This is a genomic window from Paraburkholderia sp. BCC1884, assembly GCF_900996225.1.
Classification (GTDB): domain Bacteria; phylum Pseudomonadota; class Gammaproteobacteria; order Burkholderiales; family Burkholderiaceae; genus Paraburkholderia.
In genome coordinates, this window is the sequence record NZ_CAAJGL010000079.1 from 92,891 (window position 1) to 116,204 (window position 23,314).

The 23,314-nt window shown below is 63.9% G+C and carries 19 protein-coding genes; 14 read left to right on the top strand and 5 right to left on the bottom strand.

The window, feature by feature from the left end; all coding sequences use genetic code 11:
• The first annotated feature begins 119 nt into the window (after positions 1-119).
• From FQ705_RS15920 to FQ705_RS15930, 3 genes are read left to right on the top strand one after another with little or no spacing between them, the layout of a single operon-like run.
• The gene (locus FQ705_RS15920) at positions 120-1,841 is read left to right on the top strand and encodes an adenylate/guanylate cyclase domain-containing protein (RefSeq protein ID WP_260854538.1); all 1,722 of its coding nucleotides are present in this window, start codon (positions 120-122) and stop codon (positions 1,839-1,841) included.
• A 58-nt stretch (positions 1,842-1,899) separates the two neighbouring features.
• Positions 1,900-3,195, top strand: coding sequence for a phosphatase PAP2 family protein (locus tag FQ705_RS15925; protein ID WP_144142693.1), 1,296 nt, complete (start codon positions 1,900-1,902; stop codon positions 3,193-3,195).
• Positions 3,192-5,465: a S8 family serine peptidase gene (locus FQ705_RS15930; RefSeq protein WP_144142695.1), complete on the top strand. Its 2,274-nt coding sequence runs from the start codon at positions 3,192-3,194 to the stop codon at positions 5,463-5,465. The genes FQ705_RS15925 and FQ705_RS15930 overlap by 4 nt, the downstream gene beginning before the upstream one ends.
• Positions 5,466-5,475: 10 nt before the next feature.
• On the opposite strand, the gene FQ705_RS15935 is transcribed toward FQ705_RS15930, so the two are convergent.
• Positions 5,476-5,742: a hypothetical protein gene (locus tag FQ705_RS15935; protein ID WP_144142697.1), complete on the bottom strand. Its 267-nt coding sequence runs from the start codon at positions 5,740-5,742 to the stop codon at positions 5,476-5,478.
• 282 nt (positions 5,743-6,024) lie between these two features.
• On the opposite strand from FQ705_RS15935, the gene FQ705_RS15940 reads away from it, so the two are divergent.
• From FQ705_RS15940 to FQ705_RS15955, 4 genes are all read left to right on the top strand, one after another.
• Entirely contained in the window at positions 6,025-7,287 is a 1,263-nt protein-coding gene (locus FQ705_RS15940; RefSeq protein ID WP_144142699.1) for an MFS transporter, read from the top strand.
• 75 nt (positions 7,288-7,362) lie between these two features.
• Entirely contained in the window at positions 7,363-8,280 is a 918-nt protein-coding gene (locus FQ705_RS15945; RefSeq protein WP_144142701.1) for a LysR substrate-binding domain-containing protein, read from the top strand.
• Positions 8,281-8,447: 167 nt separating this feature from the next.
• A complete protein-coding gene (locus tag FQ705_RS15950; protein WP_144143541.1) occupies positions 8,448-9,755 on the top strand; it encodes an MFS transporter in 1,308 nt (435 codons plus the stop codon).
• Positions 9,756-9,830: 75 nt separating this feature from the next.
• Complete coding sequence (locus FQ705_RS15955; RefSeq protein ID WP_144142703.1) at positions 9,831-11,078, top strand: metal-dependent hydrolase family protein; 1,248 nt, start codon at positions 9,831-9,833, stop codon at positions 11,076-11,078.
• Between the two features lie 36 nt (positions 11,079-11,114).
• On the opposite strand, the gene FQ705_RS15960 is transcribed toward FQ705_RS15955, so the two are convergent.
• Positions 11,115-12,026 carry a DMT family transporter gene (locus FQ705_RS15960; protein ID WP_144142705.1) on the bottom strand — a complete coding sequence of 304 codons (912 nt, stop codon included), beginning with the start codon at positions 12,024-12,026 and terminating at the stop codon, positions 11,115-11,117.
• Between the two features lie 125 nt (positions 12,027-12,151).
• Here FQ705_RS15960 and FQ705_RS15965 point away from each other — a divergent pair, with 125 nt between their 5' ends.
• Together FQ705_RS15965 and FQ705_RS15970 are read left to right on the top strand one after the other, a co-directional pair.
• Positions 12,152-13,108, top strand: coding sequence for a LysR family transcriptional regulator (locus FQ705_RS15965; protein WP_144142707.1), 957 nt, complete (start codon positions 12,152-12,154; stop codon positions 13,106-13,108).
• Between the two features lie 67 nt (positions 13,109-13,175).
• Positions 13,176-14,261, top strand: coding sequence for an asparaginase (locus tag FQ705_RS15970; RefSeq protein ID WP_144143542.1), 1,086 nt, complete (start codon positions 13,176-13,178; stop codon positions 14,259-14,261).
• A gap of 77 nt (positions 14,262-14,338) precedes the next feature.
• Here the strand turns inward: FQ705_RS15970 and FQ705_RS15975 are convergent, their stop codons facing one another.
• Positions 14,339-15,301 carry a chemotaxis protein CheV gene (locus tag FQ705_RS15975; RefSeq protein ID WP_144142709.1) on the bottom strand — a complete coding sequence of 321 codons (963 nt, stop codon included), beginning with the start codon at positions 15,299-15,301 and terminating at the stop codon, positions 14,339-14,341.
• Positions 15,302-15,703: 402 nt separating this feature from the next.
• Between FQ705_RS15975 and FQ705_RS15980 the strand changes: the two genes are divergently transcribed.
• The 3 genes from FQ705_RS15980 (at position 15,704) to FQ705_RS15990 (ending at position 19,301) form a co-directional block, all read left to right on the top strand.
• The gene (locus FQ705_RS15980) at positions 15,704-16,261 is read left to right on the top strand and encodes a DUF4142 domain-containing protein (protein ID WP_144142711.1); all 558 of its coding nucleotides are present in this window, start codon (positions 15,704-15,706) and stop codon (positions 16,259-16,261) included.
• Positions 16,262-16,479: 218 nt separating this feature from the next.
• The gene (locus FQ705_RS15985; protein ID WP_144142713.1) at positions 16,480-18,192 is read left to right on the top strand and encodes a tetratricopeptide repeat protein; all 1,713 of its coding nucleotides are present in this window, start codon (positions 16,480-16,482) and stop codon (positions 18,190-18,192) included.
• A gap of 83 nt (positions 18,193-18,275) precedes the next feature.
• Entirely contained in the window at positions 18,276-19,301 is a 1,026-nt protein-coding gene (locus FQ705_RS15990; protein ID WP_144142715.1) for an aldo/keto reductase, read from the top strand.
• Between the two features lie 103 nt (positions 19,302-19,404).
• On the opposite strand, the gene FQ705_RS15995 is transcribed toward FQ705_RS15990, so the two are convergent.
• Positions 19,405-20,148, bottom strand: a complete 744-nt coding sequence (locus FQ705_RS15995; RefSeq protein WP_144142717.1) for an SDR family oxidoreductase — start codon at positions 20,146-20,148, stop codon at positions 19,405-19,407.
• A 136-nt stretch (positions 20,149-20,284) separates the two neighbouring features.
• Between FQ705_RS15995 and FQ705_RS16000 the strand changes: the two genes are divergently transcribed.
• A complete protein-coding gene (locus FQ705_RS16000; RefSeq protein WP_144142719.1) occupies positions 20,285-21,196 on the top strand; it encodes a LysR family transcriptional regulator in 912 nt (303 codons plus the stop codon).
• A gap of 72 nt (positions 21,197-21,268) precedes the next feature.
• On the opposite strand, the gene FQ705_RS16005 is transcribed toward FQ705_RS16000, so the two are convergent.
• Positions 21,269-22,252, bottom strand: a complete 984-nt coding sequence (locus FQ705_RS16005) for a glutathione S-transferase family protein (protein ID WP_144142721.1) — start codon at positions 22,250-22,252, stop codon at positions 21,269-21,271.
• A gap of 99 nt (positions 22,253-22,351) precedes the next feature.
• Between FQ705_RS16005 and FQ705_RS16010 the strand changes: the two genes are divergently transcribed.
• A complete protein-coding gene (locus FQ705_RS16010) occupies positions 22,352-23,275 on the top strand; it encodes a LysR family transcriptional regulator (protein WP_144142723.1) in 924 nt (307 codons plus the stop codon).
• Positions 23,276-23,314 lie beyond the last annotated feature (39 nt).

Below are 23,314 nucleotides of genomic sequence, written 5' to 3' on the forward strand. Positions count from 1 at the left end.
ATTGCGGTCATGTCCGTCGTGTGTAAAACAGGTGCACGGCTAAGAGGCTCGAAAAAGTGGTCGCAGATTTTTCCCGTTCATCCGATGGGATGTGCCGTGTCGTCCGCACGATCCTGTTCATGGACCTCGTGGAGTCATGCAGGCTGATGCAGGACAACGAGGCGCAAGCGGCGCTGCGCTGGCGCGCGTTCAAGTCGCGCATCGAGACGGCGATCGTGCCCACGCATTGCGGCCGTCTGATCCGAACGGAAGGCGATGGGCTGATGGTCACGTTCATCGACATTCAGGATGGACTCGCCGCGACCTTCGCCATCCAGCGCGCGTCGCATGAAATCAATGCAAGCGAACCGCTGGAGCGGCACATGCTCCTGCGCATGAGCTTGCACGTCACCGAACTGTTTGAGGACGAACGCGACGTCTACGGACGCGGCGTCAATCTGGCGGCGCGCCTCTATACGCTCGCGGGTCCCGGCGAGATCGTCGTGTCGGCGCAGGTGCGAGACCAACTCACGCCGGAACTGGACGCGCAACTCGACGATCTGGGTGAGTGCCATCTGAAACATTTCGAGCAGCCCGTGCGCGCTTTTCGTATCGGCCCGCCGGGTCCGCGGCCGGTGATCGAGCGGGGCGCGGCGTTCCTGCCCGAACTGCGGCCCACCATCGCCGTGGTGCCCTTCTGCTTGCGCGGTGGCGAGCCCGACCAGCAGATGCTGGGCGAAGTGCTGGCCGACGAGATCATCTCGTCGCTGTCCCGCACGGCCGAACTCCAGGTGATCTCGCGTCTGTCGACCACCGCGTTTCGCGGGCGCGGCGCGACGCTCGACGAAATCAGCGGGTTGCTCGGCGCGCGCTATGTGCTCTCCGGCGCCTACCGTGCGTCGGGCGACCGGTTCGTGCTGGTCACGGAACTGGCGGAGGCCAGATCGCGCCACATCGTGTGGACCGAAAGCATCAAAGGACGCATCAGCCAGGTGATGCTCGGCGAGGACGAGTCCATCGAGCAGGTGGTCGGCGGCGTCAGTCACGCGATCATCAACCGCGAGTTGCATCGGGCGCGCTCGCAGGCATTGCCCACGCTGGAAATCTCGACGCTGCTCATGAGCGCGATCGTGCTGATGCATCGCGGCGTCGCGGAAGACTTCAACCGTGCTCGCGACATGCTCGATGCGGTGATCGAGCGCGCGCGTCGACAGGCTTTACCGCACGCGTGGCTCGGTAAATGGCATGTGTTGCGTTTCAATCGCGGCTGGACCGACGACCGCAGCGGCGAAGCGCAGATCGCGCTGGCCTGCACGCGGCGCGCGCTCGACGCCGATCCCGAATGTTCGCTGGCGCTGACGATCGATGGCTTCGTGCACACCAATCTGCTCAAGCAGCTCGACGTCGGACAGCAGCGCTACGAGTCCGCGCTCGCGGTCAATCCGAACGATTCGCTGGCGTGGTTGCTCAAGGGCACCTTGCACGCTTTCGAAGGCGAGGGCGAGGAAGCGGTCGAGTCGACCGAGCGTGCGTTGAAACTCTCGCCACTCGATCCCTTGCGCTACTTCTACGAATCGCTCGGTGCTACGGCTGCGCTGTCGGCGGGTCGCTACGAACGCGCGGTGGATCTGGCGCAACGCTCCCTCCGTGTGAATCGCACCAACACGTCGACGCTGCGCGCACTGGCCATCGCGCAATCGCTGCTCGGCAATCTCGACGCGGCGCGAACGGCGCTGCACGAGGTGCTGGCGCTCGATCCGACGCTGACGGTGCAACGATATCTCGAACGCTCGCCGAGCGGCGCCTACAAGACCGGGAAAGTCTGGTCGGAGGCATTGCGGCAAGCGGGTCTGCCTGGCTAGATGAAGCGATGAACAAGCGGTGCATGCGGTGCTGGATTCCTGAGATCGGAGGCCTATCGTGAGTGGACTTGGCGGTGCGGGTGGAGCAGGCGGAGCGGGTGGCGCGGGCGGTGCCGGTGCGCCGGCGGGCGGTGGCGGCGCGGGCGGCGTCTACGCGCAGGGCGGATCGCCCTACGACGCGACGTTGATCACAAATGCGCTGATGGCTGAGCGCGACGGCATTGTCGGGAGTTGGCGCACGCCCGAACTCGTCACGCTCAACTTCGACAAGCAGAAGCTGCAGGACCAGCCGGGGTCGTCCATCACGGCGCCCCAACTCGACGACTATGCGCAGTTGTGGCGCTGGGAGCCGTGGGTGCGCGCGACGGTGTTCGATTTCGAACTGTTGTCGAACCTGCGTTTCGCGCTCGACAGCACCTCGTTCATCGCCGGGTTGTCGCATCGATCGAGCACGCCTGGGGGCGCCGACACCAACATCGTCAGTCTGAGTCGTCCGCCTCTGGCCGTCTTCGAGCAACAAGTCGAATGGCTGGATTTCTATGCCGACCTGCGCGCCGATCGCAGTGCGGAAATAATCTGCCAGATGGGCCCACAGGTGGCGTTCTGGAGCTCGCTGATCTACCTGAGCCCGAGTCGTACGCCGAGGACGCTCGAATTGTTCGACACTGTGGTGCGCCTCGCGATCTACGTGGAGATACGCTTCAAACATGCCATCGCGGCGCAGCGAGCCATTGAGTATTCCACTCAGGTCCAGCCGATGATCCAGACGCCGGGCCACGGTTCTTTACCCAGCGGTCATTCCACCCAGGCCTTTGTCATCGCGGTGGTGATGTGCGCGCTGTTTGGCCAGGCATACGGTTCCGTCTTCCAGCAGCAGGTGATGCGGCAGGCGTACCGCGTCGCGGTGAATCGCACGGTGGCGGGCGTGCATTTTCCGATCGACAGCATCGCTGGGCACGTGCTGGGCACCTCGCTTGGCGAGTACGTGGTGGCGCGCTGCACGCGCAACCTGGGCGGCAGTGGCCTCATCACCGCGCGCCAGTTCAAGGGCAAGGATATGGACGCGACCCAGCCGAACGGCAATCCCGACTTCGACTATCACGAGCCGCTGAGCGACGCCGATGTCACGACGTACCTCTTGAACAATACCAACGTAACCAAGCAACAGGTGGATGCGCTCTTTAGCTTCATTACGTGGGACGCGCAGGCGGTCGCGGTGGATGGCTCCGACATTCTGTCGTGGCTGTGGAGTCAGGCGCTTGGCGAGTGGAACGGCAACAGTCTCAACAACACGCGTTTCAACCAGCGTTCTGTCAGTTTTTCATCGATTGCGGCGCAGAGGAGGGGCATATGACCTGGCAAGCGTTGACAGGTGTCGGTGCATGGAGCGGCCTCGACTGGACCGGGGCTGCGGCCGCCGGCGTGCGGGCCGATCCGTATCTCGCATGGGCCGACGTGAGCGGTTTTGCCGACCTCGGCGGTCCTCCCGCTGGGTGGGTGCGCGTGATCATCGAACTGGAGAAGAACGCGCCCGACGGCTCCGTGCTCTCGGCGCAGTCGTTCGCCGAGAGCCTCGAAAACGCTAACAAGGCGTGGAAGACATGGATTCAGGTGCCGTCCGTGTATCGCTTTCCGCCGCCCAAACTCAAGGCCGCGCGTTTTCTGACGGCAGTCGTCACGCAGCAATTCTTCGTTGAACTCGACACGTCGTTGAAGGGCTTTGTGAAGCGCTTCGAACTGGGCATGCCAGTGGTTCCGGACGACACCTCGCAGTCCGCCGCGGCGGCCGCCACGCTCGCACCCGGAACCGGACCAGTCTTTGGCGCCATCGCCGCAACGTCCGGCGCATCCGGCAGCAAGCCGCACGTGGTGTTCATGGGTGTAATGGACGATGGACTCGCCTTCGCACACGAACGCTTCCGTGCGGTCGACGGCTCGCCCTCCACTCGGATCGACTACTTCTGGGATCAGGGTGCTGCGGACGCGGGCCCGCTTAGCCTCGATTATGGCCGCGAGCTCAGCAAAGCGGACATCGACGGTTGGCTGAAGCAGTGCACCGACGGCACGCTGATCGATGAGGACGGTGTGTATCGGCGAGCCGGTTATATCGTCGCCCGCAGGCGTTGGGCGCACGGCACGGAAGTGATGGACCTCGCATGCGGGGTCCGGCCGAATCGCATCGACGCCGCTTCGGTCGACCTGCAACGCGACTCGACTGCGGAAGTCCTGAGCTTGCGTGTGCTGTGCGTGCAGTTCAGGACGGCAGGGCGCACGGTGCGCGACACCTCCGGCCTATGGTTCGCCGCGCACGCGCTCGACGCGATGCACTACATCCTGCGCCGTGCGCATGATCTCGCGGACGGCGCAGGCTATTCGATGGTGCTCAATCTCAGCTACGGTTACATGGCGGGTCCGCACGACGGCAGCTCGATCATTGAAGCCGCGATGGACGAGCTGCTCGCCGGGCACGACAATCTTTCGCTGGTGCTGCCTGCCGGCAACAGCAATCTGGAGCGATGTCACGCGGAGATCGCGCTCGCCGCTGGCGACTCGCAGCCCTACACGTGGCGGGTTTTGCCCGATTGCGCCACGCCCAGTTTTCTCGAGATCTGGCTGCCGCCACACATCGATGCGGCGAATGTGACGGTGAAGATCCAACCGCCCTGGCAAGAGAGCAGCCCCGAGTTCGTCGTGAAAAACGTCTACACGTGGCAGCCGAAACGCACGGTCCTGTGTAGCGCCGTTTATCTGGAGCGCGTGGCGACCGGTGCGCGCAACATGCTCCTGATCGCGCTGGCTCCCACGCTCACGCGCGATGAGACGCGCGATGCCGCGCCGGCGGGCAACTGGGTTTTGACCTTGACCAACCGTTCCGACAGTGACGTCGACATTCACGCCTGGGTGCAGCGCAACGAAACGGCGTATGGCTATCCGTTGCGAGGACGGCAGTCGCGCTTCGAACATCTGCCTTATAAGCGCTTCGTGTTCGGTGCGCACCTCCGCGATTTCGACGACGGCAACGAGGCGACGTGGATCAAACGTGCCGGCACGCTGAGTTCCATCGCAACCGGCCAGAAGACGGTCGTGGTCGGCGCCTATCGACGCGTCGACGGACGCGCGGCGACGTATTCGTCGACAGGTCCGTCGCTCGACCTGAGCAAACGAACCGGTCCCGATGCGGCTGCCGTCACCGAAGACTCGATGGTCTGCTCGGGCGTGCTGGCCGCCAGTACGCGAAGCGGCTGTCTGCTGGCATTAAGCGGCACCAGCGCCGCGGCGCCGCAGGTGGCGCGCCTGCTGGCGAGGCGAAAAGTCGCCGAGTTTGCGCCCGCCGTGACGCCCGCCACACCGGCCACGCCAGCCACGCCAGCCACGCCAGCCACGCCAGCCACGCCAGCCACACCGGTTCCGAACCCACGTGAATGGGTGCAGGCGCAGGCCAACCAGCTCGACCCGGAACCGTCCATGATTGCGCCTCACAACCTGGCCGCGTGTCCCGCGACCTTGATGCCGGCGATCGTACCGATCGGCGGGCACGCCTATCTGCCGCGACTGCCCTCGGTTCGGGCGGGCTACGGCCGACTACCGGAGCCGCGTTGGCGAAAGCGAGGCATCAAGTTATAACGGCCACGCGTTACTGGCCGCCTTTGTAGAGTTCCTGAAGCCGCGCGGCTTCGCCGCTCTGTTGCGAGCGCACCAGATCCTGATAGACATCGGCGCGGGTCTTGCCCTGGAGCGCTGCGGGCCCACCCGACATCGAGTTGGTTGCGGTGGACGATCCTTGCGCGTTGTTCACGAGTTCCGCGTTGGTGGGTTGTGCCGGCGGATCGGTTTCCTGAGCGCTCGCTTGCCATGAGCCGACGCAAAGCATGCCGCTGACGAGTAACAGAGAGGTTTTCATTTGAATCTCCTGGTGGAAAAGAGTGACGCAAAACCGGTTGCGCCGAACTGGCCCGGTCTCTCGACGACGAGTAAAAACCGGGCTTCGGATGGCCTGGAAAAGCAGCCGCAGAACTTCTGGATGCCGCTCAGGTTGAATGGAGTATCGTGGCCACCGAGCCGTTGGGCTATATGGCGTTGGTGATAGACGGACCCTGCGCGGGCAGGCGCCCAGCAGCAAAAGCCGTCGTCTTGCTCTAAACTAGCCGTCGCCTACGCCAGCCCAGTCAAGAGCCCTCATTCAATGCCCCCAGCACCAGCCGACCCCCACGACACCACCCGCTTCAGCCTGCCGAAACACCCCGCCTTTCGACGTTTCTGGTGCACCCGTATCCTCTCGTCGCTGTCGTTTCAGATGCTTGCCGTCGCGATGGGCTGGCACATCTACGCGCTCACGCATAGCGCCTTCGCACTCGGCCTTGTCGGCCTCGCCCAATTTCTGCCGATGTTCCTGCTGACCCTGGTGGTCGGCCATGTTGCCGATCGCTACGACCGGCGTCGCATCGCCGCCATCTGTCAAAGCCTCGAAAGCGTCGCTGCGTTGCTGTTCGTGTGTGGCACATTTGGGGGCTGGATCAGCGCGCCGGTTATCTACGTGCTGGCGGCTTGCGTCGGCGCGGCCCGCGCTTTCGAATCGCCGGCGGTGGCGTCGCTGTTGCCGAGCGTCGTGCCGCGCGGGCAGTTGCCCAAGGCGACGGCATGGGCCACCTCCGCGAATCAGACCGCGCAGATCGCCGGTCCCGCATTGGGCGGTCTGCTCTACGGCATCGGACCGGGCGCGGCCTATCTCGCGTGCATGGTGTCGTTCGCGGCCGCCGCGACCGCGGTGTGGGGCATCCCCCTGCAAACGCGGCCGGTGAGCCGCGCGCCGGTCACGCTCGAATCGGTGTTCTCGGGGATCGCGTTCATTCGCAAGGAACCAGTGATTCTCGGCGCGCTCTCGCTCGATCTGTTCGCGGTGCTGTTCGGCGGCGCGACCGCGCTGCTGCCGGTCTTCGCGCGCGACATCCTGCATACGGGGCCGCTCGGTCTCGGTCTGTTGCGTTCCGGTACGGCCATCGGTGCGCTCGCGGGCACCATCTGGCTCGCGCATTTCCCGTTGCGCAACCGGCCCGGCGCGGCGATGTTCGGCGGCGTGATCGCATTCGGCGCGGCGACGGTGGCGTTTGGCCTGTCGCACCAGTTTCTGATGTCGCTGCTGGCCCTCATGGTGCTGGGCGCATCGGACACGATCAGCGTGGTGGTGCGGTTGTCGCTCGTGCAATTGCGCACACCGGACGAGATGCTGGGGCGTGTCAGCGCGGTGAATTCGCTTTTCATCGGCACCTCGAATCAGCTTGGCGAATTCGAGTCCGGCGTCACGGCAGGTTGGTGGGGCGCGCAACCGGCGGTGCTGGTGGGCGGCATCGCGACGATCGCTGTCGCCTTGCTGTGGATGCGCTTCTTTCCCGAACTCAGGCGCACGCGTTCATTGGAACGGGAAGAGGCGCTCGCGCCGAGCCGTTGAGCGCGATGGGCGCACCGGCGGCCAGCAGGCTTTCACCCGCTATGATGGCGTGATCGTCACCTGGCCGCCCACATCATGCGCATCGCCCCTTTGCCTCCGCTGCAGTGCCTCGTCGCCTTCGAATCGGCCATGCGGCATGCGAGCTTCACCAAAGCAGCCGCGGAGTTGCATCTCACGCAGAGCGCGATCAGCCGGCAAATTGCCCAGCTCGAAGAATTTCTCGGCCGCTCGTTGTTCGTGCGTGAACATCGCGCGCTGCGCTTGACGATCGCGGGCGAAGGCTACGCGAAGCACGTGCAGTGGCTCCTTACCCATTGCTCCGAAGCTACGCTCGACGTGATGAAACGCTACGGCGATCTCGAACTGACGATTGCCTGTTCGTCGGGCGTCGCGGTGTTGTGGCTCACGCCGCGGCTCGGTGCATTTCGCGCCGCTCATCCGAACATCAAAATCAGAATGATCGTGCGCGACGGGCTGGCCTCGTTGTCGCCCGCGGAATTCGACGTGGGCCTGTACTACATCCGGCAGCGCCCCGAACCGCATTTCGCGGCACGCCGTATTTTCGACGAAGACGTCTATCCGGTGTGTTCGCCCGGCTATCTCGCCGGCCGTGTGCTGGCCCCCGCCGACCTCGCGCACGAAACGTTGCTGATGCAGGAAGACGGTCAGCGGCAATGGATGTCGTGGTCCGAATGGTTCCGTCTGAACGACGTGCCGATGCCCGCGTCGCCGCGGGCCGTGGTCGTCAATCACTATCCGCAGTTGGTGCAGATGGCGATTCTCGGTCAGGGCGTCGTACTCGGCTGGCGTCACATGATCGACGCCTGTCTCAGCGAAGGCCTGCTGGTGCGTGCCACCCAGGCCTCGGCGAGCCACGGCGGCGGCTATTACGTGGTGTCGCCGAACGACCGCTCGCAGAATCAGGCGGCGCGCGTGTTCACGCGCTGGCTGTTCGAGCAGGCTGAACTGCAGATGGGCAACCCGACTGCCTGAACCGGCTTCGCATGCGCCACACGCATGCAAGCATGCGAATCTTTCGTTTCGAAAACAAATCAGGTCTCTCTACGATCGGCTCAATGCATGCGAAAGCGCCGCTCGATCACGGCGTGGCGCGTTGCGGACACTTCCGCCTGACAGGCAGCCAGATAGGGAAAGAGACCATGCAAGGAACGCTTTCATCCAACGTCGCACTCTCCGTGGACACGCTCGCGCGTCAGCGGCGCCGCGCCATCGTCGCGACGGTGCTCGGCAACGGTCTGGAGTGGTTCGACTTCACCGTGTACAGTTTTTTTGCGGTCATCATCGCGAAGCTGTTCTTTCCGACCGGCAATGAACTGACCTCGCTGCTACTGGCGGTCGCCACCTTCGGCGTGGGTTTTTTCATGCGGCCGGTGGGCGGCATCGTGCTGGGCGTGTATGCCGACAAGGTCGGTCGCAAGGCCGCGCTCTCGCTGACCATTCTGCTGATGGCGGGCGGCACCGCCCTGATCGGCCTCGCGCCGACTTATGAGCAGATCGGTCTGTGGGCGCCGGCGCTGATCGTGATCGCGCGTTTGTTGCAGGGCTTTTCCGCGGGTGGCGAAATGGGTACCGCGACGGCGTTTCTCACCGAATATGCGCCGCCGGAAAAACGCGCTTTCTATTCGAGCTGGATTCAGTCGAGCATCGGCTTTGCCGTGCTGCTCGGCGCAGGGGTCGGCACTTTCGTCACCGCGAGCCTGAGCGCGGATGCACTGCACTCGTGGGGCTGGAGAATGCCGTTTCTGATCGGCATTCTGATCGGACCCGTCGGCTATTTCATTCGCAGCCGCATGGACGAAACGCCGGCCTTCAGCGCAGTCGCCGACGAGGCCAGAAGCGACGCGCCGCTCGCGGAAGTCTTCCGCCATTTTCCGCGCGAGACCTTCGCCAGTTTCTCGATGGTGATTCTGTGGACCGTATGCACCTACGTGCTGCTGTTCTATATGCCGACCTATTCGGTGCGGACTTTGCATCTGCCGCAATCGACCGGTTTTCTCGCCGGCATGTTCGGTGGCCTGATGATCATGTGCTTCTCGCCGGTGGTCGGCAAACTGGCTGACCGCTTCGGCCGCCGGCTCTTTCTGTCCGGCGCCGCCGCCTTGATCCTGCTGCTCGCGTGGCCGATGTTCGCCTACATCAATCGCGCGCCGGGCCTTGCCTCGCTGATGGTGTTTCAGGGCGTGTTCGGCCTGCTGATCGCCGCTTACACCGGCCCGATTCTCGCGGCCTTCTCGGAACTGTTTCCGACCAGGGTGTTGTCCACGGGGCTGTCCGTCGCCTACAACTTTGCGGTGACGATCTTCGGCGGTTTCGCACCGTTCTTCATCACGTGGCTGATCGCCTCGACCGGCAGCAACATGGCCCCCGCCATCTACGTGATGATCGCCGCGGCCATCAGCCTGGTGGGCACGTTCTTCGTACGCGATCCGCGCCGGCGCGGCCTCTGAGGCAACCTGTGCGGCCGCGCTTCGAGGCCGCATCGATCCGGTCATCCAGTCAGCTAATCAGTCAGGAAGAGAGTCATGAGCATCACAGTAATCAGCGCCGGTAACGTACTCGATCTCGCGCAGGGCACGTGGCTCGAGCATCATCATGTCGTGATCGAAAACGGCCAGATCGTCGAAGTCACCGACCGCCCCGTCGATCTGCCGAACGCACGCGTGATCGACGCGCGCGGCAAGACGGTGATGCCCGGTTTGATCGATTGCCACGTGCATGTGCTGGCATCGCGCGCGAACCTCGGCATCAACGCGACGCAGCCGAATATCCTCACCGCGATTCGCGCGTTGCCGATTCTGAAGGCGATGCTCGGCCGTGGTTTTACGACGGTGCGCGACGCTGGCGGCGCGGATTGGGGTTTGACGCAGGCGCTGGAAAGCGGCCTGATTCCAGGGCCGCGCATTTTTCCGTCGGGCAAGGCGCTATCGCAAACGGGCGGTCACGGCGATTTCCGGCCGCGCGGCGATACGCTCGAACCGTGTTCTTGCGCTTTTCGCGCGGGCGCGATTGCGCGCGTGGTGGACGGCGTGGATGCCGTGCGTCTCGCGGTGCGTGAAGAGATTCAGAAAGGCGCCACGCAGATCAAGATCATGGCCTCGGGCGGCGTCGCTTCGCCAACCGATCCGATCGGCAACACCCAGTATTCCGAGGACGAGATTCGCGCGATCGTCGCCGAGGCGCACGCGGCCAACACCTACGTGATGGCGCATGCCTACACGGGCCGCGCGATTTCGCGCGCGATTCGCTGCGGCGTGCGCACCATCGAACACGGCAATCTGGTGGACGAGGCGGCGGCGAAACTGATGCACGAGCACGGCGCGTTCGTCGTACCCACGCTGGTCACTTACGACGCGCTCGCCAAACACGGTGCCGACTACGGCTTGCCGGCCGACTCGATTGCCAAGGTCGAAAGCGTGCGGCAGGCCGGGCGCGATTCGTTGGAGATCTACGCGAGAGCCGGTGTGCCGATGGGTTTCGGCTCGGATCTGCTGGGCGAAATGCATACGTTCCAGAGCGACGAGTTGCGCATTCGCGCCGACGTGCTCGGCAACCTGGAAGCTTTGCGTTCCGCGACCACCATCGCGGCGGACATCGTCGCGTCGAGCGGTCGGCTCGGGGTGATTCAGGCGGGTGCGATCGCCGACATGCTGGTGGTCGACGGCGATCCACTCAAGGACATCAGCGTGTTGACGGGACAGGGCGAACGCATCGCCTTCGTTCTGCAACGCGGCGAAGTGGTCAGCGAGCGGGGCGCGGTCGCCTCGCGTTGATCCAGCGGTGTGCGTGCCTGACTCGTGAGCTTTGTTTCAGGCGCGCGCCGGGGCGACTCGCCATGCGGTCCAGCGCACCGTCGCCAGAATCGATGCGGCGACGATCAGTCCGCCGCCCATCCAGGCCGTCGCGGAAATCCTTTCTCCCAGCCAGATCGACGCGAATAGGGCCCCGAACGCCGGTTCGCTGCCCATGAGCAGCGACACGCGCGTCGGGCTGCTGCGTTTGATCGCGAAGTTCTGGGCGAAGAAGGCGAACAGCGTGCACGCGATCACCAGATAGGCAACGTAGCCCCAGAACGCCGCGTGTCCCGCCAGCGACGGCAACGGCTGCCACTGTTGCGAAGAAAACGCGCACGCCGCGATGGCGCTGCCGAACGCCACCACACCCGCCTGAACTGCCGTCACCGACAGGGCCGGCAGGGTCGAGTCGCGCATCACGCGCTTGGTCACGCAGACGGTCAACGCGCGCAGCAGGGCGGCGAGCAGAATCAGCGCGTCGCCGGGATTGAGGCTCAGTGCGCCGTCGCCGGCCAGCAACCAGGCTCCCAGCAGCGACAAGCCCACGGCCATCCACTCGATGCGACTCGGCCTGCGCGCGAGCAGCATCCATTCGACGAGCGGCGTCAGCACGACACACAGGCTGATGAGAAACGCCGCATTGGCCGCGCGCGTCATCAGGATCCCAAAGGTCTCGCACAGAAAGATGCCGAGCAACAGCGCGCCTGCGATCAGCACGCCGCGCAGCGTGCGGGCGTCGGCGGCGCGCAGATGGCGCAACGTCGGCGACAGGATCGCGAAGGTGATACCGAAGCGCAGAGCAAGAAGACCCAGCACCGGGTAAAACACCAGCGCGCTTTTGACGACGCCATAACTCGTGCCCCACACGACGGCGACGGCGAGCAACATCAGATCGGCGAGCATGAGTAGGCGATTGGATTTCGACATGGCGGACCTCGAACGATGGAGCGTCTATTGTCGAGCTTTGCATTTGGCTTGATAATCGGGTCGTCGAGAACAACGTTTATGTCTCAGATGCATCAATCGACCGGCCGTATCCACGACTTCCATCCATGAGCCCAACCCAGCTTTTCGCCTTGCTGCCGGATATGGCGGTGTTCGCGCGCGTCGTCGATGCCGGCAATTTTTCGGTGGCGGCGCGCCAGCTCGGCAGTACGCCCTCCACCGTGAGCCGCCAGATCAAACGTCTTGAAGACGCGCTCGCCACGCGCCTGCTCGAACGTTCGACGCGCACGGTGCGGGTGACCGAATCGGGCGCTCAGGTGGCGCGCTTTTGCCGCGACATGGTGAGCGCCGCATCGGGCGCAATCGATGCCGCCGGTCAACTGGCCGCCAGGCCGCAAGGCAAGGTGAGCGTGAGCGCGCCGACCCAGTTCGCGCGGGCGGTGCTGCACCCGCTCGTCGCCGGTTTCCTGCGTGCTTACGACGAGGTGGATCTGCAACTCGTTTTCGCCGACCACGACATCGATCCGTTGGCCGACCAGGTCGATCTCGTGATCCGCCTGACCGAGCATCCGCCGCAGGGGCTCGCGGGGCGCAGGTTGGGCGTGGTGCGCTGGCTGCTGGTGGCGTCGCCGGCGTATTTGCAGGCGTGCGGAACGCCTGCCCAGCCGCGCGATCTGGTGAAACACGCTTGCATACACCTTGGCGAGTCCGTCGACGATAACCGCTGGCGCTTTCGTCGCGGCACGGAAACACAGAGCGTCGACGTGACGGGCCGCTATATCGCCAATCACGCCGGCGCACGGCTCGACGCGGCCTTGCAGGGCTTCGGCATTGCGTGCGTGCCGGAGTTCGCCGCCGCCGATTGCTTGCAAAGCGGCGCCTTACTCGAAGTGCTGCCGGAGTGGAATCTCGAAGCGCGCGCCTATGTCGGGTCGGTGTGGCTGCTGTATCCGCCCAACCGTTTTTTGCCACCGAAGGTGAGGGCGCTGATCGACTACCTTGTCGAACATCTCGATGCCCCGCATCTGTCCCGCGGTGTGGGTTCGAGTCCGGGACGCACGTAGAATCACCGACCAGACATCCCCATCAAAAGCGACCGCGCGATATCGGTCGATTACGAGGAGAACCAGCATGAGCAGTTTGCGCGAAACCGGGCCCATTGCGGCGACTGTCTATCGTGGCGAGTCGATCGAGAACACGCACCGGGCGCACATCGCGGTCGTCGACGCTGACGGCCGCCTGTTGCATTGGTTCGGCGACCCTTCGCGCATGACGCTGGCGAGATCCGCGGCCAAACCTGCGCAAGCGCTGGCGATTCTGGAAACCGGTGCGTTGGAACGTTACGGTTTCGACGCCGCCGACCTGGCCTTGATGTGTGCCTCGCACAGCAGCGAGGCGCGCCACATCGAGCGAGCGCGGGGCATGTTGGCGAAAGCGGGCGTCAGCGAAGCCGACATGCGTTGCGGCGGGCACCCGCCGTTATCGGACGCGGTGTACATCGACTGGCTCAAGCGCGACTTCAAGCCGGGCGCCGTATGCAGCAACTGCTCGGGCAAACACGCGGGAATGCTGGCCGCCGCCCGCGCGCTGGGCGCACCGGTAAAGAACTACGAGCAACCGGATCACCCCTTGCAGACGCACGTCAAGCACACGGTCGCCGACGTCTGTGACTTACCGGACGACGCCGTGCACTGGTCGACCGACGGCTGCAACCTGCCGACGCCGGCCTTTGCGCTGGACCGCCTCGCGCGTCTATTTGCGAAACTGGCGAGTGCCGAGGACGAGTCATCGAAAGGCGCGACGCTTGCACCGCGCACATCCGCACTCGCCCGAATCTTCCGGGCGATGACGACCTACCCCGAGCTGATAGGTGGCGAGGACCGCTTCTGCACGGAGTTGATGAGATCGTTCAACGGCGCGTTGGTCGGCAAGGTCGGTGCGGACGGGAGTTACGCGATAGGCGTGCGAGCGTCGGACCAAACGAGGAGTGCGGGCGCGAGGGGCGCACTGGGCATTGCAATAAAAATCGAGGATGGCAACGTGAGCGCGCTCTACGCATCGGTGGTGGAAGTGCTGACACTCCTGGGGATTGGCACAGCGGAGCAACGCAAAAAACTGGACCGCTACCACGCCCCAAAAATGCTGAACACGATGGGCCTGGCAACGAGCCACCTGAAATTCTCGATCACGCTGGACCGAGCCTCAGCACCAGCATAAAAAAGAGCGACCCTTCCACCGAGGGCTAATAGGCCACCACGAAGACCACCACGACTTCAAGGAAAGGCCAAAGCCCATCAAGCCACCGCCCCCAAAGCCTCCCGAATAGCATTGGCCAACTCGGCAGCGGCAAACTTGGCCACATACCCATTAGCGCCTGCATTCTTCACATGAGCCTCATTGGCCGCCCCGGTAAGCGAGGAATGAATAATCACCGGAATATCCCGAGTTCGCTCATCAGCCTTGATTTGCCGGGTCAACATAAACCCATCCATCTCGGGCATCTCGAGATCGGTCAACACCAGCGCAATACTATCCTTGGCCCGCCCGCCAGAAGACTGCGCCTCCCGCGCCACTTTCTGCAAAGTAGTCCAAGCCTCCTCGCCGGTCTTGGTCATCACATAATCCGCTCCGATAGCTGTCAAAGCCTGCTCGATCAGCTTACGGGCGAACCCCGAATCATCCGCGGCAAGAATCTTCGCTCCAGGTCGAATCCCCAGCGCTTCCCCAACCGACGTGGGATCCACACTCGGATGCTGTGAAGGAAACACATCCCGCAACACCTGCTCGACATCGATCACCTGTGCGAGCCGCGAGTCACCGGTGTTGCCGTCGATCCGCGCAATGCTGGTCACCAGATTGCCGCCTGCAGCCCCTTCCGCGGACAGCACCTGATTCCATTCCAGCCGCACGATATCGTCGACCTCTTCAACCGCGAAGGCCTGCGTCGAGCGCGCGAACTCCGTCACCAGCAGGATATTCAAACCGCGTGTCGGCGTGCATCCCATCAGGCGTGGCAAGTCGATCACCGGAATGATCTGGCCGCGAATATCCACCGCGCCCATCACATAGGGCGACGAACCTGCAATCGGCGTGACTTGCGGCATCGTCGAAATTTCGCGCACCTTGAAGACGTTGATGCCGTAAAGCTCATGCGCGTCACTGCCAGGAACCGAACCCAACCGATACAGCAACAGCTCGAACTTGTTCGAACTCGTCAGGTTGCTGCGTTCGTCATGCGCGCGGTTGTCTACTGCCATCGAGTCTCTCCAGAATTACGGTGCGAGCATGGCGCCGGGTCGTCGATAAGTTCGACGCAGGCGCGCGCTCTTCCTTTTTGTTATCGGCGCAACGCGCGGAAAATTCAGCGTTTTCAGGCACTTTCCAGAGATGTTCTGGTTAACGCGCAAGCACTATTCGAGCTCCAGAGTCTCTCGCGCCCCGACAGGTAAGGCGCGGCATTGATATGAAGGTTACCTAAGGTTACACAAGCGACACCGCCGTATCACATGGTGCACATCGCGGCTTCTAGAATCTTCAGCGATAAAAGCGTGGCGCCATGAATGCTTCGAAAGCTGACTGCAAGGTTGTGATTCAGTCATGACGACGCCCGAAGCGCACACGCATTGCAGTCGTTCACTTCCACCTCAAGGAAAAAATCCATGACCCGTTTGCCTCTCGCCACTGTCACCAGCGCCTGCATGGCCAGCCTGCTTATCGCGACTGCGGCTCACGCGCAAACCGCGCCGGCCGCGGCAGCAGACGCCGGCCGTCTGCACGCCGCCGACCAATCGTTCATCGCGGACGGCACCAAAGACGTCGCCACACAGCGCGATGCCGCGCGTATCGCCACGTCGCGTTCGACGGACCGCGACGTCAAGGCCTTCGCCGAACGCGTCTCGACGGACAACGCGAAAATCTCCGACGCGCTGCGCGCAGCCAGCCCGCGCGGGGTCGATGTGCCGAAGAACGATCCCGATGCGGCGGTGCTCGCAAGCATCAACAATCTGCGCGGCGCGGATTTCGACAAGACCTATATCGAGCAGGTCGCGCTTGCCGGCGAGCAGCACACGCTGTCGGCATTCCAGGCGGAAATCGCTTCGGGCCGCGACGATCAGTTGAAGGCGGTCGCGAAGCAGGCGCTGCCGACCATCCAGGAGCACTACGCGATGGCGCAGGACCTTGCCAAACGCAAGCATCTGAGCACCACGGCGCAGTAAGGATCGGCAAAGGCCCGGCGTAACCCGGTCGGGCGACCGTCGGCGCGTCATGTTGCGGCGTGACGCGCGCAGTTCGAATGCGTCTTTTCGGCGATAATCGGCAGCATCGTTTCGAGTCCGGTTCGCGCATCGTCTGTGCGAATCATCCAGTGCGAATCGACTCGCGCGTCTCGAAAGCATTCCGACGATTCCACGCGCATTCAATCGAAGCTCACCGTATGGGCAAGCCTGCCAATCTGCCGCAACAGTTAGACCACATGCTTCGGCAAGCCGTCGCGCTTCAGCAGAACGGCGCACTGACCGAAGCCGAAGAACTCTATCGCGAGATTCTCGAACTCAAGCCGCGCCATGCCGACGCGCTGCAATTGCTCGGCGCGCTCGCGTTGCAATCGGGCCGTCTGCTAGAGGGTGCCGATCTGCTTGAAAGAGCGCTCGCCCTCAACCCGAAGCAGGCGCCGGTTCACTCGAACCTCGCCTATGCGCTGAGCGCGCTACGACGTTTCGACGCAGCGCTCGTCAGCGCCGATCGCGCGCTCGCCTTGCAGCGTAATTTTCCAGATGCGCTGAACAATCGCGGCAACGCACAAGCCGGTCTCGATCGGCCGCTCGAAGCGCTTGCCAGTTTCGATCGTGCGATAGCTCTTGCGCCGGAATTCGCGCAGGCCTGGAACAATCGCGCCTGCGTGTTGCGCGATCTGGGTCGCCCCGCCGATGCGCTCGCGAGCTGCGATCGTGCGCTCGCACTGCAGCCGCACTATCCCGACGCATGGAGCAATCGCGGCAATGCATTGAGCGATATGAACCAGCCGCAGGAGGCGGAGCGCAGTTACCGTCGCGCGCTCGAATTGGCTCCGGCCTTTGCCGATGCCTGGAACAACCTCGGCCTCACGCAGATCGATCTCGATCAGCACACAGAAGCGCTGTCGAGTTACGAACGCGCGCTGGCCGTCGACCCGGCCGCTGCGGAGACGCACTGGAACGAATCGCTGTGCCTCCTGCAGATGGGCGAATTCGAGCGCGGCTGGCGCAAATACGAGTGGCGCTGGGAACGCAGCCGGATCAAAGCCGGCCAGCGCAGTTTCACCGAGCCGCTTTGGCTGGGCGATTTTTCGATCGACGGCAAAACGATTCTGTTGCACGCGGAGCAGGGCCTCGGCGACACGCTGCAGTTTTGCCGCTACGCCGCGCTAGTGTCGAAGCTCGGCGCAAAAGTCGTGCTCGAAGCGCCGGTCGAGTTGATGCGGCTCCTGACCACGCTCGACGGCGTGAGCCAATTGATCGAAGCCGGTCAGCCGCTGCCGCCATTCGATTGTCACTGTCCATTGCTCAGTCTGCCGCTCGCTTTCAAGACCGATCTCGCCACTATTCCGTCGGCCACGCCGTATCTGTTCGCGAACGCGCAGGCCGCCGCGCGATGGCATGAACGGGTCGATGCGCAGGCACGAGGGCGTCTGAAAGTCGGGTTGGTGTGGGCGGGCGGCAACCGGCCGCACGTCGCCGAATTACGCAGGAACGACGCACGCCGTTCGATGACTTTCGAGCGCCTCGCACCGCTTCTCGACGTGCCTGACGTGCAGTTCTTCAGTCTGCAAAAAGGCTCTGCCGCGCAACAACTCGGGCACGGCGAGGGCGCCCGGCAGGTGGTCGACTTCACCGAAGAACTCGATGACTTCGCCGATACCGCGGCCCTGGTCGCCAATCTCGATCTGGTGATTTCCGTCGACACCTCCACCGCGCATCTGGCCGGCGCCCTGGACAAGCCGGTCTGGATTCTGAACCGCTTCGATACCTGCTGGCGCTGGATGCTGACGCGGACCGACACGCCCTGGTATCCGCGTGCGCGGTTGTTCCGGCAGCCCGCGCTGGGCGACTGGGACAGCGTGATGCAAGCGGCGCGCGCGGCACTTGCGGCGCTGAACTCGCCACCCTGACCGGCACGCTCGCCGACGCGTTGACGGCAAGACGCGTAGACTGAATGTCCATTTATCGACGGCTAAGCCACGGAGATACATCAATGGAATACAGACATCTGGGTGCGTCCGGTTTTCAGGTGCCGGTACTGAGTTTCGGTACGGGCACCTTCGGCGGCAAGGGCGAATTCTTTCAGGCGTGGGGCTCGAGCGACGTGGCGGATGCGCGTCGTCTGATCGACATCTGTTTCGACGCGGGCGTCACCATGTTCGACAGCGCGGACATCTATTCGAGCGGCGCCTCGGAGTCGGTGCTCGGTGAAGCGCTCAAGGGCAAACGCGACAAGGCGATCATCTCGACCAAGGCGACCTTTCGTTTCGACGACACGCCGAATAACGTCGGTTCGTCGCGCTTCCATCTGATTCGCGCGGTCGACGCGGCGCTCAAGCGTCTGCAAACGGACTACATCGATCTGTTCCAGTTGCACGGTTTCGATGCGAGAACGCCGGTGGCGGAAGTGCTGTCGACGCTCGACGACCTGGTGCGCGCGGGCAAGATCCGCTACACCGGCGTGTCGAATTTTTCGGGCTGGCATCTGATGAAATCGCAGGACGTCGCGGACCGTTACGGCTATCCGCGCTACGTCGCGAACCAGACTTACTATTCGCTGATCGGTCGCGATTACGAGTCGGAATTGATGCCGCTCGGTATCGATCAGGGCGTGGGAGCGGTGGTGTGGAGTCCGCTCGGCTGGGGGCGTCTGACGGGCAAGATCAAGCGAGGCCAGCCGCTGCCCGAGACGAGCCGTCTGCACAAGACCGCCGACATGGGGCCACCCGTGCCGGACGACTATCTATTCCGTGTGCTGGACGCAGTGGAAGATGTGGCGGCTGAAACGGGCAAGACGGTTCCGCAGATTGCATTGAACTGGCTATTGCAACGGCCAACCGTCTCCACGGTGCTGATCGGTGCGCGTAACGAGGAGCAGTTGCGGCAGAACCTCGGCGCGGTGGGCTGGAACCTGACGCCGGAACAGGTCGCAAAACTCGACGCGGCAAGCGCCGTGCGTCCCGCTTATCCGTACTGGCATCAGGAAGGATTCGCGGAGCGTAATCCGAAGGCGGTGTAAGGCCGCTGCATGACATGAAGACGCGCTTCGGCCCGACACTCGCTTCGCGAGCAAAGCCGAAGCGCGGTATCACGACCCGCTCATGCGCTACACGTGCGACGCCTCAGGCCAGGCCGCCGTTCGCGCGCAACACCTGGCCGTCCACCCATCCCGCATCCGGTCCCACCAGGAACGCCACCACGGCGGCGATATCCTCCGGTTCGCCGAGCCGTTGCAGCGGCGGCATTCTGGCGAAGGTCTGGATCTGTTCCTCGGTCTTGCCGTCGAGAAACAACGACGTGGCAATCGGGCCCGGTGCTACTGCATTGACGGTGATGTTGCGGCCGCGTAATTCCTTGGCAAAGACCTTCGTGAACACTTCCACCGCCGCTTTGGTGGCGCTGTAGATCGCATAGCCGGGCATGTTCATCGCGACCGTGGTGCTCGAGAAGTTGACGATGCGCCCGCCGTCGTTCATGCGTGCGGCGGCTTCGCGCAAGGTGTTGAAGGTGCCGCGCACGTTGATGTCGAAGGTCTGGTCGTACAGGGCGTCGCTGGTGTCGGCGAGCGGCATGGTCTTGAGCACGCCGGCGTTGTTGACCAGCACGTCCACCTTGCCGAGTTGCTGTTCGGTGGTCTCGAACAGGCGGCGCACTTCATCGCCCTTCGAAATATCGGCCTTTACCGCGATGGCTTTGGCGCCGGTTTCCTGAAGTTCGGCGACTAGCCTGTCCGCCTCGGCGGCACTCGACGCATAGTTGACGACGACTGCGAAACCTTCTTTCGCGAGACGCTGCGCGATCGCTGCGCCGATGCCGCGCGATGCGCCGGTCACGATGGCAACTCGAGCGTTCTGGCTGGTGTTCATGATTCGCTTCCTCATAGTGGCAGTGGATGAATCGAATCATGCGCGCTTTCCCTTTCGGGATAATCCACCTAGACTTGCCATCATCATTCCATTTACTTTAATAATTCGCGGCTCAAGCGCCGCAATGGGCGGCGAGATGGATCGTTTCGAGGAAATGCGGGTGTTCGTGCGGATCGCAGAGCGGCAGAGCTTCACGCGCGCGTCGGACGACCTGCAGATTCCGCGCGCCACCGTCACCAACCTGATGAAGCGCATGGAACAGCGGCTCGGCGCGCGTCTGCTGGAGCGCACTACGCGCACCGTGCGCCTCACGCCCGACGGCGAAGCGTACTACCGTCGCTGCGTGCGTCTGATCGCGGATATGGAGGACGCGGAGGGCTCGTTTTCGAATCTCGCGCCCAAGGGATTGCTGCGAGTCAATCTGCAAGGCACGCTGGCGCGCTACTTCGTCGTGCCCGCGTTGCCGGGATTTCTCGCGCGTTTTCCCGAGATCGAATTGATGATCGCCGAGGACGACCGGCTCGTCGATCTGGTGCGCGAGGGAATCGATTGCGTCTTGCGCGCGGGCAATCTGCAGGATTCGTCGATGGTCGGGCGGCGCGTCGCGCAGTTGCCGCAAGTGAGCGTGGCGAGCCCGGCGTATCTGGCGGCGTATGGCGAGCCTCACGATCCGGCGGCGCTGGACACGCATCGGGCGGTCAACTACGTGTCGAGCGCGACGGGCAAGGCGGTGTCGCTCGAATTCAGCGTCGGCGGGCGCTTGACCTCGGTGGTGTTGCCGTCGGCGGTGTCGGTGTCGGGCGCAGACCTCTACACCGGCGCGGCCGTGGCCGGGCTCGGCATCGTCCAGGTGCCGCACTATCGTGTCGCGGGTGAATTGGCGGCGGGGCAGTTGAAGATCATCCTGGCCGCTTTTCCGCCGCCGCCGATGCCGGTTTCCGTGCTGTATCCGCAGAGCCGGCAATTGTCGTCGCGCGTGCGGGTGTTCGCGCAGTGGTTGCGCGAGATCTTCGATGCGGCGGATGTGAGCGGTAACGGCGCGGGGTGAAAGGCCGCGCCGTCTTCAACCCACGACCCGCCGGGGCCCGCTGCCGCGGCGCTTTCGCCGGTTATTCGCTGGTTATTCCCCGAGCCGCGCACGATCATGCGGCGCCGGGAAATCCTGCAGCGGACCGAGCGGCACGATGCCGGTCGGGTTGATGCTGCGGTGGCTCTCGTAGTAATGCCGCTTGATATGCGCAAAATCGACTGTCTGCGCGACGCCCGGCAGTTGATAGATGTCCCGCGTGTAGGCCGACAGATTCGGGTAATCGGCGATGCGGCGCAGATTGCATTTGAAGTGGCCGACATACACCGCGTCGAAGCGGATCAGCGTGGTGAAGAGCCGGATATCGGCTTCGGTCAGTTGCGCGCCGGTCAGGTAGCGTTGCGTGGTGAGTTGCGTTTCGAGCCAGTCGAGCGTGTCGAAGAGCGGGGTGACGGCTTCTTCGTACGCCTGCTGGGTCGTTGCGAAACCGGCTTTGTACACGCCATTGTTCAGCGTGTCGTAGACCCGCGCGTTGATCTCGTCGATACGCGCGCGCAGCGGCGGCGGATAAAAGTCGCCGGGCGTGGCGCCGATGTCGTCGAAAGCCGAATTCAGCATGCGGATGATTTCCGACGACTCGTTATTCACGATCGTGCCGCGCTCTTTGTCCCACAGGATGGGCACGGTGACGCGGCCGGTATAGTGCGGATCGGCGGCCGTATAGACCTGGTGCAGCAGCGTCGCATGGTTGACGTCGTCGGGCACGACGCCGGGACCGTCCGCGAAGGTCCAGCCGTTCTCCAGCATCAGCCAATGCACCACCGAGACGTCGATCATTGCTTCCAGTCCCTTCAGTGCCCGCACGATCAGCGTGCGGTGCGCCCACGGGCAGGCGAGGCTCACGTACAGGTGGTAGCGTCCGGCCTGCGCCGCGAAGCCGCCGCTGCCGCTCGGGCCCGCGGCGCCGTCCGCCGTCACCCAGTTGCGAAACGCCGCGTCCTTGCGCACGAAGCGTCCGCCGGTCGACTTGGTGTCGTACCAGCTGTCCTGCCATTGCCCATTCACCAGAAGTCCCATCGCGACGCTCCTTATGCGTGTGCCATGACAGCCATGATGGACCATTGCAAGCGCCATGCCGTACCATCTTTCCGATGAACTCGTTCGAAGGAATGGAACATGTTGTCAGAAGACGAACTGGCTCTGCTCGACGCGATTCGCGAAACCGGTAGCCTGTCACGCGCGGCGGCGCGCCTCGGCAAGGCGCCGTCGACGGTGTCGCATGCCGCCCGGCAACTCGAAACACGCTTCGACGCCTTGCTGTTCGACCGGCGCCGCTATCGCCTGCAACTGACCCCCGCCGGCCAGCTGCTCGCCGACGAAGCCGCGCGTCTGATGCTCGACATGTCGCGCATGACACAGCGCGTACGGCAGATCGCAAGCGGTTGGGAAGACCGTCTCTGGGTGGTCACGGACGAGATTCTCGAATTCGAACTGCTAATGCCCGTGGTGCGCGCGTTCGACGCGCTCGACTCCGGCGTCAAACTGCGCTTCACGCACGAAGTCTTGAGCGGCACATGGGAGGCATTGCGCGACGGCCGCGCCGATCTGATCGTCGGCGCCACCAACGAGCCGCCGGCGATTCCCGGCTTGCGCTGGTTCGAACTCGGCGTGATGGAGTGGGTGTTCGCGGTGTCGCCGCGCCATCCGCTGGCGGGCGTCGAAGGGCCGCTCGGACGTGAGCGGATCATCGAGCATCGCGCGGTCGTGGTGGCGGATTCGTCGCGCGCGACGGCGGGGCGTGCGTATGGTTTGATCGGCGGGCAGGTATCGCTGGCGGTGCCGTCCATGCGCGCCAAGATTCTCGCGCAACGCGACGGCCTCGGCGTGGGCTGGTTGCCGCGTCAGCGGGTGGCGTCGCTATTGAAGCGCGGGGAGCTGATCGAAAAAGTCACGGCCGATCCGCGCGAGCCGAACGTGCTGTATGTCGCCTGGCGCGGCGATCACGAGGGCCGCGCACTGCAATGGTGGCTCGACCAGTTGCGGCAACCGCGGCTCGCCAAACGCCTCGTGCGCGGCGTGGATATGATCATCGGCGCGTGACAGGCCTTCTCGTGGGATCATACGCACCGTGCCGGGCGA